The organism is Psychrobacter nivimaris (genome assembly GCF_904846365.1).
Lineage (GTDB): Bacteria > Pseudomonadota > Gammaproteobacteria > Pseudomonadales > Moraxellaceae > Psychrobacter > Psychrobacter nivimaris_B.
In genome coordinates this window covers 194,607-208,436 of record NZ_CAJHAL010000002.1, presented here as the reverse complement: position 1 = coordinate 208,436, position 13,830 = coordinate 194,607, and the positions used below count along the sequence as shown (strand labels likewise).

Genomic DNA, 13,830 nt, shown 5'->3' with positions numbered 1-13,830 from the left:
CTGTCATTTTAGTACTATCGTTATGATAGCTGCCCCTATAAATAGCATTATACGTACCAGTATAAGTACTAATATAATTATCTAAACATACAGATGTACAGTGAAATTGTTATGTTTGGCTTTTGATGTCTTGCAACCGTCACGCTTATTTGTCAAACTAACGATGAGTGTCACACATTATGGAAGATGACTCTTATCGCTTACATGGGGCGCGTCATAGACGTTTATCCGTGTAGGTCATAATAATTAAAAGGGACCCAACACTATGACTCAGAAATCATTTCCTATCTCAGCCGAGTTTATGGCTGCTGCTAATACCACACCTGATAAGTACCTTACAGATTACCAGCAATCTATCGAATCAGCCGAAGCAATTGATGCTTTTTGGGCGAAGCGTGCTGAGCTAATCGACTGGATAAAAAAACCGACTAAGGTCAGTAACGTCAATTATGACTTAGATGATTTTCACATCAAATGGTTTGAAGATGGTGAGCTAAATATCTCAGTCAACTGTCTCGATCGTCACCTCGAAGAAAACCCATATAAGCCCGCTATTATCTGGGAAGGTGATCACCCTTCATTGCACAAAATTATTTCTTTTAAAGAATTGCACGAAGCTGTCTGCCGCTTAGGTAATTCATTGCGCAAGCTTGGCGTTGTAAAAGGTGACCGCGTAACGCTATATATGCCGATGATACCGGAAGCCATGGTAGCGATGCTGGCATGTACGCGTATCGGTGCGGTACATTCAGTGGTGTTTGGTGGTTTTTCTGCCGAGAGTTTGGGTAATCGCTTGATAGACAGTCGCTCAAAAGTTGTTATTACCGCTGACGAAGGTTTACGCGGCGGTAAGCACACACCGCTTAAAGCCAATGTCGATCACGCACTCGACATGGATGGCACTGAGAGTGTCGAAAAAGTCATCGTCGTTCATCGTACGGGTAACTCTATACCGATGAGTGGCCGCCGTGATGTGTGGTATCACAACTTGGTCGATGGTCAATCAGAGATCTGCGAGCCTGAAGTCATGAACGCCGAAGACCCGCTGTTCTTATTATATACCTCTGGTTCGACAGGTAAGCCAAAAGGTGTAGTGCACACTACAGGTGGCTATATCACCTATGCTATCTCAACGTTCCGTGATGTGTTTGATATTAAAGAAGATGACGTCTACTGGTGTACAGCAGATGTGGGCTGGATTACTGGCCACACGTATTCAACCTATGCACCACTGGCCAATGGCACGACGACGGTAATGTTCGAAGGTGTGCCAGAGCATCCAACATGGGCACGTATCGGTCATATTATCGATAAGCATGACGTGACTATTTTATATACTGCACCGACAGCCATTCGCGCGATGATGAAAGAGGGCGATGCCTTTGTTCGAGAGTCGGATCGTTCTAGTTTGCGTCTGCTAGGGTCAGTCGGTGAGCCGATCAACCCAGAAGCATGGGACTGGTACTACAATGTCGTCGGTGATGGTAAATGTCCTATCGTCGATACATGGTGGCAGACCGAGACTGGTGGTATCTTAATGGCGCCAATACCAGGCACGGTCGATCTCAAACCGGGCGCGGCCATGACACCGCTATATGGGGTAAAACCAGAAGTCGTCGATAGTGATGGTGCGATTTTAGAAGGCCCTGCAGAAGGCAATTTGGTGATTAGTAGCGGCTGGCCAGGGCAGATGCGTACTATCTACAATGACCATCCACGTTTCTTAAAGACCTACTTTAGCGATTATCCGGGTCATTATTTCACGGGTGATGGCGCTCAACGTGATGAAGATGGGCATTACTGGATTACTGGTCGTGTCGACGATGTACTCAACGTGGCAGGGCATCGCTTGGGCACAGCAGAGATTGAAAGCGCTGTGGTTGCGCACCCTGCAACTGCTGAAGCTGCGATTGTCGGTATGCCGCATGAGATACGCGGTACAGGTATTTGTGCATTTATCATTCTAAAGTCAGGTGAAGAAAAAACCGACGATCTAAAAGCAGAATTAAAACGCCATGTGCGTGCCGAGATTGGACCAATTGCGACGTTAGATGCCATCTATATGGTTGATGCACTACCAAAAACGCGCTCAGGAAAAATCATGCGCCGTATCTTGCGTAACCTTGCAGCAGGGCAATATGTGGGACTGGGCGATCTATCTACGCTTGCCGATAGCTCGGTAATTAATGACTTGGTTGAAGAAGTAAAAGCGGGTCGTGGAGAGTAAGTCAGTCTGCTAACGACCCTGTATTGTTAAGGATAGTTATTCAGTACTAGCCATTAATATTCATATATCGAAGTTAAATAAAAGCCATGTTATCGAGAATAGCATGGCTTTTTTACGTAGACGATATTGATATTGGCTCATTTTGAAGGTTCAATAATGCTAACAAGACAACATCGTTACCATTTTAATTGAGGATTAATTGACGAGCCACTCGGTACTTACTAGGCTAGCTAATTAATATAGTAGCGACTCATAAATACTTTATAAGGTCTACTGTCATCATGACTGATCATGCTTCGTGCTCAACTATCCTATCTGCCCCAAAAATCGCCATCATCGGTGGTGGCCTAACGGGTTTGCTCACAGCAACACTATTAGAGCGCGCGTCAAACCAATCAAGCTCGTCATCTAACACCCCGCAAATCACTATCTTTGAAAAATCACGTAGTGTGGGCCGTTTGGCGACTCGCTATCGTAGCGACAGTGAAGCTGGTAAGAACTGGCAATGGTCGTTTGGTGCACAGTTCTTCACCGCCAAAACTGCTGACTTTCAACAGTTTATCGCGCCTTGGTTGGATACTGGATTGCTACAGCCATGGTGTGCCGAAGTGGTCGAGTTAACGCCAGCCAATGATCGTGCCAAGCTGACCGATATCCACAGCAAAGAGCAATGGGATGCGGTGCATGCACGCTATATCAGTACACCGAAAATGACCGGTTGGGGCCGTGAATTAGCCGCCGCGCTTAAGTACACGACCATAGTATTTAAGACCCGTGTCGCACCGCTCGCTCAGTATTTACAGTATCAAAATCAGCAGCAGTCTCAGAACCAAACTTTTAATCAAAACAGCAAGCAAACTGAGCTATTCGACGAAACTGGAGCCAGTCTCGGTTGGTTTGATTGGGTGATCTGCACAGCGCCAAATGGTCAGGCGGTAGAGCTGATGGCAGATAGCGGCTTTAGTCAACACGACAAAATTACTAAACCGCAAATGCAAGCCTGCTATACGCTGATGCTTGGTTGGGATGATGTACAAAAGTTACCTGAAACATTAAAGGGTCAGCTAACACCGCAATGGGATGTCGCTTATTTAAATAGCGCTATTCTCGATAGGGTATTTATTGAACATCAAAAACCGGCTCATGATGAGCTACTACCAAGTGTCACCATTCATGCACGTAATGACTGGTCAGAAGCCCACGTCGATGATGGTATGGAGTCAGTCGAAAAACAATTATTACAGGCGGCAAAACAAGCGTTAAATTGGAATGAAGACAGCGCACCTAGCCAAACAGATTGTCATCGTTGGCGCTATGCCGCTACTATTGTAAATAAGGATGCTGAAGAGCTAGGCATATTAATCGATGCAACCAAGCAATGGATCGTCAGTGGTGACTGGTGTGCAAAAGGTAATATTGAGAGCTGCTATCGAATAGCGCAGCAAACTGTTAAGGCCATCGTGCAAACACAGTAAGGGTAATATCCATGCTCATTATTTTGCATCGTTTAACGATATCTGGATTTAGAAAAACGTAAGCAAAAAAAGGCCCACAGAGGAGGTACTGTGGGCTGAGGAAAACGGGTCATGTATTAGCTACACAGGCCGTGGTCAAGAGTTGTTGTAATTATTGGTGCTCTCTACTGTTATTTATAAGAGTAATAATTATCAATACAATAGGTGGAGATATTTACTTAGCTATTTACATCTACTGATTTAAGTGTACAAGTGTTCTGGTACAGTCGCTATGATAGCGCAATTGAGTGCTGTCTGGCGGTTTTGGTTACAGTATATTACGTTGTAAAAATCCAAAAGACGCAAAGACTGGTATGAAGCACTGATATTTAGAGCAAGTAGCGGAGCTTTATGGTGAAATCATTCATAAAGGCTTCCAATAATTTCAATACCTTATGTCGATAGAAGGTCATCTAGTCAGCCTTGATACCTTTCTTGATATCTTTGATAACTTAATCGCTGCAGAGATGGCATGACGCCTTGTCCGAAAAATGCTAAGCTATCTGCCATTATTATGTTCATATTAAACTGGGTTTGCCATGACTGACAGCACGCATTTGCATACGCAGGAAGAACCGCCAAGTTCGCAAAATACCAAGAGTATTTTTAACTTGCCTAACAACCTTACGATTGCGCGTATCTTGATGATTCCGCTATTCGTCGCGATTGCCTATTGGCCGCCAGCCATGGGTATTGGTATGCCTGCGATTTCAGACAATGTTATTGCGCGCGTTGGTATGAGCGAGTTTAGCGATAGTTTGTTGCGCCATTTATTATTGACTGGCGTCTTTATTATTGCCGCGATTACCGATTGGCTCGATGGCTATTTTGCTCGTAAACTAAATGTCATGTCAGCCTTTGGTCGCTTTTTGGACCCTGTCGCTGATAAATTAATGGTAGCTGTAGCGCTCATCGTCCTTGTACAGTGGCATCCCAATATCATTATGGCGATAGCGGCTATCGTCATTATTTCGCGCGAGATCGCTGTATCAGCGTTACGTGAATGGATGGCGGAACTAGGTAAAAGCACTAGCGTCGCGGTATCTTATGTTGGCAAATTAAAGACCACGTTTCAGATGGTAGCGATTACCGTACTACTGCTTAACTGGCAGTCGCTTGAAACCATCGGTTATGTATTGATGGTCGCCGCTGTAATACTTACCCTATGGTCGATGATGATTTATCTAAAAGCTGCTTGGCCTTATTTAAAGCAAAGCGGATAATTCCATAAAACGAAAATAATCAGCTCAAAACTTAGACAATAAAAAACGCCAGTCGCATTAGCCACTGGCGTTTTTTTTCTACTATTTATGGATTAGATAACTTATAACGTCACAGAGTTATTTTCACCTAAATTGGTTGCTTTCTTGCCGTCCATTACTGCAGCAGTAGTCATCTTAAACATATTAATTACTGAGCTACCGCTTAACCAGTACTCGGTACCATGTGGGACGACTTTGATTAATTGCACATTTGGATCTTCTTTACCTTGCTCATAAAACGCATTGTAAATTGGCGACCATAGTTCATCTAACTTTTCTTGGTCTTCTACCAATTCTGCTTTACCGTTAATTGAGACATAATCTTTTGAGTCTTGACTGACATAGGCCAAGTTTACTTGTGGGTCTTTTTCGATATCTTTGATGGTTTCGGTAGTCTTATCGCCAATGAACCAAATTTCTTTTGCGCCAATGCTTGTCTCGCTAGTCGTCATTGGGCAGGCATGTAAATGGCCTTCGTGAGTACGAGTGGTCATCATGGCAAATTTCACTTCTTTTACCAGCTCTTGTACTTTATCGATATGGTCTTGTCTACTCATAATAAATTTCCTTTTTTATAGTGTTTTAATTGAGCTTATATAGCATTGTTTTAATTAGCCGAATTGAACAGTTGATTATTTATAGTAATTTTTCTTTAGGCTAGATATGTCTAACCATTAAATAAATCTAAAAGTTAAACGTCATCGTCGCCTTAACAACTGAGACTAGAATACCGAGTTGTCACCCTACATTTATATAGGTTCCCAGTAATGCGATGTGAGTGTTTGTAAGGAATATGAAGGTTAGGTAAAAATTGTGACAGCGTAGGTTTGAGTGTTCTATTTTTCAATAGGTTAGTCAAAAATGGCTAGAAAATTCACTTTTGTAGTTTGTCGATTCGCAAATAACAAGTCGCGATAGAACGCAACTTATCGGCAATTTATCTTGGTTTAGACCTGCTTATTACAGGTCTTCTTGTTATAATACCCAGACCATTTACTTAGCATGGCAGAGATGCCTTGATCTTACGGATTATGCCTTTATGATGACCATCGCCGGACAACCGTTTCTTACCGATTTTCAGACGCAGCAACTCATCAGTCAGTTTCAGCAAAAAACCGAGCTAAATGTCAGTCAAATAAGTACACAGCAAGTGTATGTGCTATCACGAGAGCTATCTGGTGATGAACATAAAAAAGCGCTAGATTTACTAGCGGTTGACCAGTCAGCAACGCTAAATTCGCCGCAAGACAACCAACTACAAGTCATCGTTGGGCCACGTTTTGGTACGATATCGCCATGGGCAAGTAAAGCGACAGATATCTTTAATAACTGTGAAATCGAGATCAACCGCGTTGAGCGTGTCGTTGTTTATACGTTAACCCTCGATGAAAAAATAGACGGTGACGCAGGCGAAAAACTACCAGTAGACGCTGAGCAATTGTTGTTTGACCGTATGACGCAGAGCTTGGTTTATGACTTGAGCGATGTCAGCAAATTGTTTGACGATCAAGCGCCAGCATCATTGAATCATATCGACGTGATCGGACAAGGTCAGGCAGCGCTAGAGTCTGCCAATACAGAGTTCGGCTTTGCGTTATCAAGTGAAGACATTGATTATTTAATGAATGCCTATGTCAATGAGCTAAAGCGTAATCCAACGGACGTTGAGCTGATGATGTTTGCACAGGCCAACTCAGAGCATTGCCGTCATAAGATCTTCAATGCCCAATGGACAGTCGATGGTGAAGTGCAGCCAAAGTCACTGTTCCAAATGATTAAAAACACGTACCAGTCGAACCCACAAGGTATCTTGTCAGCGTATAAAGACAACGCTGCTGTGATGGCAGGGTCTGATGGCATGCGTTTTTATCCTATCCCAACCGACGCGATGGATGCCAACTCAATCCATCCTTACGACTTTCATCAAGAGAACATCGATATCTTAATGAAAGTTGAGACGCATAACCATCCAACGGCAATTGCCCCGTATTCGGGTGCGGCAACAGGTGCTGGCGGTGAGATTCGTGACGAAGGCGCAACTGGTCGCGGCGGCAAGCCAAAAGCGGGTCTAACAGGGTTCCATGTGTCACATTTGCATATCCCAGAGCTTAGCGAAAAGTGGGAGCAGTCAGGTCAATTGAGCACACAGGATTATGGCACGCCAGATCGTATGGCAACCAGCCTTGAGATCATGACCGAAGCGCCACTAGGCAGTGCCAATTTTTCAAACGAATTTGGTCGTCCAAATCTGTGCGGTTACTTCCGTAGTTTTCAGCTAGATACCTCTGTGGCAAAAGACGGTAGCGAGATGCGCGGCTATCACAAGCCAATCATGTTGGCAGGTGGTTACGGCAATATCAAACGCAACCTGATTGAAAAAAATGCAATCAAAAAAGGTGATTTGCTCATCGTCCTTGGTGGCCCTGCGATGCAAATCGGTCTGGGCGGCGGTGCCGCATCGTCGGTCGATAGTGGTGACCTTGATGAAGGTTTGGATTTTGCCTCAGTTCAGCGCGATAACGCTGAGATGGAGCGTCGTTGCCAAGAAGTCCTTGATCGCTGTTGGGCACTAGCGGGTGATGATGTCGATGTAAGCAATAACAGTAAAGACGGCAACCCAATTGTCTCACTACATGATGTTGGGGCAGGTGGTCTGTCTAACGCGATGCCAGAACTGGTCAATGACCATGAAATGGGCGCGCATCTAAACTTGCGTAAGATTCCATCATTAGAAGCTGGCATGTCGCCAATGGCCATCTGGTCAAACGAAGCGCAAGAGCGTTATGTCCTCGCGATTCGCCCAGAGAGCAAAGATCAGTTCGATGCCATCTGTGCCCGTGAGCGCTGCCCGTATGCCATCTTGGGCGAGGCGATGGATATCCGTCAGCTAATCGTTGATGATGAGCTATTAACTGAGCAACCAGTCGATATGCCGATGCAAGTACTGCTCGGCGGTACACCGAAAATGCAACGCAGCTTTGAGCGTACCGAGAGCACGTTACCAGCATTAGAGCTTGGTGATGTGAATCTAGCTGAGTCAATCACCGATGTATTGCGTCACCCAACTGTCGCTAGCAAATCATTCTTGATTAGCATTGGTGATCGTTCTATCACTGGTATGGTCGTGCGTGATCAGTATGTGGGTCGCTATCAAGTGCCTGTATCAGATTGTGCGGTGACCGCTTCTGGCTTGGTGGCGCTAGATGGTCAGCCAATGACTGGCGAAGCCATGAGTGTCGGCGAGCGTACGCCTGTTGCGCTTATCAGTCCAAAAGCTTCTGCGCGTCTAGCAGTCGGTGAAGCAATTACTAACATCGCTGGTGTGAGTATCGCTCAATTGTCTGATATCACCATGTCGGCGAACTGGATGGCTGCGTGTGGTGATGACGTAGAAGATGCTGCATTGTTCGACGCGGTACATGCCGTTGGCGAAGAGCTATGCCCAGCACTCGGTATCGCTATCCCAGTTGGTAAAGACTCGCTATCGATGCGTGCTAACTGGACTGATAACGAGAGTGGTGAAAATCAAGATAAGTCCGTTGTGTCGCCAATGAGCTTGGTCGTGACGGCATTTGCCCCTGTCGTTGACGTCGCAAAAACGCTAACCCCTGAGCTGATCAATGGCGACAGCGCGTTCTACCGTATTGACTTGTCTAAAGGCAAGCTACGTCTAGGCGGTTCAATTCTTGCGCAAACGCTGAGCCAATTGGGTAATGAGTGCCCAGATTTAGCGCAGCCAAGCGATTTGGTCGACTTCTTTAACTTTATCCAAGCAGGCAATGAGCAAGGCGTCATCAGCGCCTATCACGATATCGGTGATGGTGGTCTACTAGCGACCATCGCTGAGATGCAGTTCACCAGCCGTCAAGGTATCAAGCTGTCATTGACCGATGATAACTTACTCGGTCAGCTGTTCAGTGAAGAGCTGGGTGCCGTCATCCAAGTATTACCAGAAAACGTCGCTGCTCTCATGCAATTGGCAGAAGAGTTTAACGTTGCTGATATGCTCAGCCTCGTGGGTCAAAGCTCGGAAGAAGATAGCCTACTTATCCAAACGCCAACGCTCATGGGTGCCGACACTTTACGCTTTAGCCGTACCGAATTACAGCAAGCGTGGACTCAGGTCAGCTATCAAATCGCGCGCCGCCGTGACAATCCAGCGTGCGTACAGCAAGAGTATGACTTGATTGCTGATGCGAGCCATAAAGGTCTGATCGCTGCGCCAAACTTTGATCTCAATCAAAAGGTTGAAGAGCCGTATGTAAACAGTCGCGCTGATTCTGATAACAGCAGACCAAGAGTCGCTATCTTGCGTGAGCAAGGCGTCAATGGTCAGACAGAGATGGCAGCAGGCTTTACCCAAGCTGGCTTTGAAGCTGTCGATGTACACATGAGTGATCTACTCAGTGGCCGTATCAATCTACGTGATTTTGACGGACTGGTCGCTTGTGGTGGCTTTAGTTATGGTGATGTACTGGGCGCAGGCTCTGGCTGGGCGAACTCCATCTTGTTCCATGACGAGCTACGCATGCAGTTTGTCCGCTTCTTCGCCCGTCCAGATACCTTCTCACTAGGTGTTTGTAACGGTTGTCAGATGATGGCTCAGTTAAAAGACCTTATCCCAGGTGCAGAAAACTTCCCACGTTTCGTCGCGAACAAATCAGCTCGATTTGAAGCGCGTACGGTCAACGTAAAAGTCGAGCGTACCAAGTCGATCCTGTTCAAAGGCATGCAAGACAGTATCTTGCCAATCGCTGTGGCGCATGGTGAAGGTTATGCCACGCTAGACAACAACGAAATCGACGGTATGGCAAAACACGGTCAGCTGGCGATGCGTTATGTCGACAGCCAAGGTCATCCAACTGAGACGTATCCGCTCAATCCAAATGGTTCGCTCGGCGGTGTCACGGGTCTATGTAGCACTGATGGTCGCGTCACTATCATGATGCCGCATCCTGAGCGTAACCTAAAAGCTTATAACCACAGCTGGAAACCAGAAGAGTGGGACGAAGACGGCGCGTGGATGCGTATGTTCCGCAACGCTCGTGCTTGGTTGCGCTAGTCGCTACTCAGACCTCTAGTAATTGCTTATAGTTTGAGATAGCTGTTGTTTAAAATAAAAGGTGGGCTTAGGCTCACCTTTTTTGTGTTTAAGATTTGAGTGTTTGGAAATAAAGGCTAGCGTTTATATCGTGTTTTCACGGGTACAAGTAATGACACCCATGCTAAAATTCCAGTCAATAAAGATTAGCATTAAGCAAAATAAGGAAGAATAAAATGTCAGGAATTACAGATATCAATGAGCTATTGAGTTCGATGCAGCCAGCACTGGTTGATGAATTATTCGTGTTTTGTACCGTAAAAGGTCAATTGGCTGAATACGTAAACCTAGCGCCAATAGCGACGTTTATAGAGTCAGAAGGGCTGACTCTGGTGTTAACAAAAGACAAAGCTGACGAAGCAGGTTTACAGTATGAAGGCGTGTTTCAGCAAATCACTCTGACGGTGCATTCAAGCCTAGAAGCGGTAGGTCTAACCGCAGCAATAGCAACCAAACTGACCTCAAAAGGTATCAGTGCCAATGTGATCGCTGCCTATTATCATGACCATATATTTGTGTCGGATGATAAGGCGGAGCAGGCGATATCTGCGTTAAAAGAGCTGAGTAAGATATAACGTTTTTAAAAATGATCAGGTAAATAGTAAAAGAGAAGGTATGAGACAATACATAGCTTTCGTAACTGAAATAGTTAAGAAATCCCTCTAAAAATGAAAGCTAATATGTTTTTACCGAACTATGTATATTTCAAAATTTTTTAGCCTCAGCAATCAACTCATGAATCTTATCACTTTCTAATACCCAAAAAAAACGGCACTGAAATCAGCGCCGTTTTATAAGTCGTGATAATTTAAAGGCTAACCACAACTCCTTAAATGCTGAATCACAAACATCAATCCCAGCTTAAAATTACCTTACCGCATTGCCCGCTTTCCATGATATCAAAGCCTTCTTGAAAATCATCAATATGCATGCGATGGGTAATGATAGGTGACAAATCAATACCGCTGATCAGCATTTGCTCCATCTGATACCACGTCTCCCACATCTCACGCCCATAAATGCCTTTTAGGGTTAACGCCTTAAAGATAATCTTGCTCCAATCCACCGTGGTGGTGTTAGGTAAAATACCCAAGAGCGCAATTTTAGAGCCGTTATACATATTGCTAATCATCGAATCAAAGGCCTGAGGCGAGCCTGACATCTCAAGCCCAATATCAAAGCCGTGCATTTTTAACTCAGCAATGGCACCTTTGATGGTTTCACCTTTGGCTGGGTTGATGGTCATCGTCGCGCCCATTTTTTTGGCAAGCTCTAGGCGATAATCACTGATATCACTGACCACGATATTACGTGCTCCGGCAAATCGGCAAATCGCTGTTGCCATAGAACCAATCAGTCCTGCACCCGTGATTAGCACATCCTCACCAAGCACAGGAAATGAAAGGGCAGTATGAGTGGCGTTGCCAAAGGGATCCATAATGGCGGCCATCTCATCGCTGATACGCTCATCGAGTTTGATGACATTATCGGCAGGTATCACCAAATATTCGGCAAACGCGCCATCGCGATTTACGCCCACGCCTATAGTATTCTCGCACACATGGAGCTTGCCACGGCGGCAGTTGCGACAATGCCCACAAGCGATATGTCCTTCGCCAGTGACTCGGTCGCCCACTTCAAAGTGCTTTACACCATCGCCCATTTCGCTAATGATACCGACGTATTCGTGCCCGATGATCATCGGCGTCTTGATGGTTCTTTCTGACCACTCATCCCACTTATAAATGTGCAAGTCTGTACCACAAATGGCGGTTTTTTTAATTTTTATTTTAACGTCATTGATGCCAACCGTAGGTTCTGGCATGTCTTGCATCCAAATGCCTTTTTTGGCATGGGTTTTAACCAGTGCTTTCATACTTTTCTCTTATTTAACGGTGTTGTACTTAATGGTTGAATCTAGCGAGTGAATACCGAACAAATACCGAATGACGCTTAATCAATCACTTTCATTTGCTTGGCGACTTTGATAAAGGCGGCGATACACTGGTCGAGCTGCTCGCGAGTATGGGCGGCAGAGAGCTGGACACGAATGCGAGCCTCGTCTTTGGGTACGACAGGGTAAAAGAAGCCAATCACATAAATGCCCTCGCTAAGCAGTTCATCTGCCATTTGCTGGGAGACATTGGCGTCATAGAGCATCACAGCACAAATGGCCGATTCGGTAGGTTTGATATCGAAGCCTGCATCTTGCATTTGCTTCACAAAATAGGCGGTATTTTCATGCAATTTATCTTGTAGAGTATTATCTTGCGAGAGCATTTCAAACGCTTTTACCCCAGCGGCAGCCACCATAGGAGGAATAGAATTTGAAAACAGATATGGGCGTGAGCGTTGACGCAGCATCTCAACGATTTCTTTTTTACCTGTGGTAAAGCCGCCAATAGCACCACCAAATGCCTTGCCCAAAGTGCCAGTGATCAGCTCAATATCACCACGCAGATTAAACAATTCAGTCACGCCGCCACCAGTGCGACCGACCACGCCTGCTGAATGCGACTCGTCAATCATGACCATGGCATCGTATTTTTGTGCCAACGCATAAATCTCATCCATTGGCGCCACGTTACCATCCATCGAAAACACACCATCGGTGACAATCAAACGAAAACGTTGTGCTTGCGCCGCTTGCAATTGCGTCTCTAAATCTTGCATATCTGCATTGGCATAGCGATAACGTGCGGCTTTACACAGGCGTACACCATCGATGATTGAAGCATGATTTAACGAATCAGAAATAATGGCATCCTCAGCAGTTAGCAGTGGTTCAAAGGCACCGCCATTGGCATCGAAACAGGCCGCATAAAGAATCGTATCTTCGGTATTAAAAAACTTAGAGATCGCTGCTTCTAATTGCTTATGCAGATCTTGCGTACCACAGATAAAACGCACCGATGACATGCCATAACCTGAGTTTTCAATGGCCCCAATAGCCGCCTTTTTAATCTCAGGATGGTCAGACAGTCCAAGGTAATTATTGGCACAGAAGTTAAGCATCTCACGGCCATCGGCGATCTTGATGAGCGCATCTTGCGGAGAGGTAATAACGCGCTCGTTTTTATACAGCCCTGCCTCGCGTATATCGCTGACTTCTTGCTGTAGGTGTTTTTGAAAGACTTGATACATAAATATTCCTTTTTTAGTATTATTGGTGTTTGTTTGATAATAAAGATATTGGTAATAGAGCTAGGATATCGAATCTGCGCAGCATCTTAGCCATCATTAAAATCAACGATAAAACCAAAGATGCGGGAAGCCAATGAGATGGTGCGAGCAGTGATACTATCTATAACCTTGTGAGCGGTGATTTTATCATTAGCCTATCGCAATAAATAGCCTAAATAGTCGGTAGATAGGCCTTCTTTTATAAAGTGATATAGTGCTGTTTAGTTGTAGTGTTGATCTCATAGCGGCTTAGCTATGTCTCAAAACATAAGACATCAACTTGCGCATTTTTATAATATTGATCTTTAACTATCGTCTATCCAGTTAGTCATCTTTGGGACGCTTCTGAGCCTCAGCGATCAACTCATGAATCTTGGCACTTTCCTTTAGCACACAAGCATCATAGGCAGAGAGCGGCTCAGGTTCTTGTTCCTCTTTCTTTTCCTGCTCTTGCTTGGCTTTTTCTTCTAGATACTGTTGCAGATCGTCTTGCTCATCTTTTTGAGAATTATTCATGACTTATGTCTCCTGATAGTCTGTATT

Annotated in this window: 9 protein-coding genes; 5 read left to right on the top strand and 4 right to left on the bottom strand. The window is 45.1% G+C overall.

Translation table 11 applies throughout. The annotated features are described in order from the left end of the window. The first annotated feature begins 265 nt into the window (after positions 1-265). The 3 genes from acs (at position 266) to pgsA (ending at position 4,964) form a co-directional block, all read left to right on the top strand. Positions 266-2,227, top strand: coding sequence for an acetate--CoA ligase (acs, locus tag JMX63_RS01900; RefSeq protein WP_101205124.1), 1,962 nt, complete (start codon positions 266-268; stop codon positions 2,225-2,227). Positions 2,228-2,508: 281 nt separating this feature from the next. Continuing rightward, positions 2,509-3,702: an NAD(P)/FAD-dependent oxidoreductase gene (locus tag JMX63_RS01895; RefSeq protein ID WP_101205123.1), complete on the top strand. Its 1,194-nt coding sequence runs from the start codon at positions 2,509-2,511 to the stop codon at positions 3,700-3,702. Between the two features lie 578 nt (positions 3,703-4,280). Further along, the gene (pgsA, locus tag JMX63_RS01890) at positions 4,281-4,964 is read left to right on the top strand and encodes a CDP-diacylglycerol--glycerol-3-phosphate 3-phosphatidyltransferase (RefSeq protein ID WP_057758088.1); all 684 of its coding nucleotides are present in this window, start codon (positions 4,281-4,283) and stop codon (positions 4,962-4,964) included. A gap of 101 nt (positions 4,965-5,065) precedes the next feature. Here pgsA and JMX63_RS01885 read toward each other — a convergent pair whose 3' ends face one another. Beyond that, on the bottom strand, positions 5,066-5,560 hold the full coding sequence (locus JMX63_RS01885; RefSeq protein WP_101205122.1) for a pyridoxamine 5'-phosphate oxidase family protein: 495 nt from the start codon (positions 5,558-5,560) through the stop codon (positions 5,066-5,068). Between the two features lie 482 nt (positions 5,561-6,042). Here JMX63_RS01885 and purL point away from each other — a divergent pair, with 482 nt between their 5' ends. Beyond that, positions 6,043-10,065 carry a phosphoribosylformylglycinamidine synthase gene (gene purL / locus JMX63_RS01880; protein WP_201570497.1) on the top strand — a complete coding sequence of 1,341 codons (4,023 nt, stop codon included), beginning with the start codon at positions 6,043-6,045 and terminating at the stop codon, positions 10,063-10,065. Between the two features lie 215 nt (positions 10,066-10,280). Beyond that, positions 10,281-10,679, top strand: a complete 399-nt coding sequence (locus JMX63_RS01875) for an ACT domain-containing protein (RefSeq protein ID WP_101205120.1) — start codon at positions 10,281-10,283, stop codon at positions 10,677-10,679. Positions 10,680-10,954: 275 nt separating this feature from the next. On the opposite strand, the gene tdh is transcribed toward JMX63_RS01875, so the two are convergent. The 3 genes from tdh to JMX63_RS01860 form a co-directional block, all read right to left on the bottom strand. Next, positions 10,955-11,980 carry an L-threonine 3-dehydrogenase gene (gene tdh, locus JMX63_RS01870; RefSeq protein WP_201570488.1) on the bottom strand — a complete coding sequence of 342 codons (1,026 nt, stop codon included), beginning with the start codon at positions 11,978-11,980 and terminating at the stop codon, positions 10,955-10,957. Between the two features lie 77 nt (positions 11,981-12,057). After that, on the bottom strand, positions 12,058-13,248 hold the full coding sequence (gene kbl, locus JMX63_RS01865; protein WP_201570486.1) for a glycine C-acetyltransferase: 1,191 nt from the start codon (positions 13,246-13,248) through the stop codon (positions 12,058-12,060). 363 nt (positions 13,249-13,611) lie between these two features. Further along, entirely contained in the window at positions 13,612-13,803 is a 192-nt protein-coding gene (locus JMX63_RS01860) for a hypothetical protein (RefSeq protein ID WP_134292352.1), read from the bottom strand. Positions 13,804-13,830: the final 27 nt, after the last annotated feature.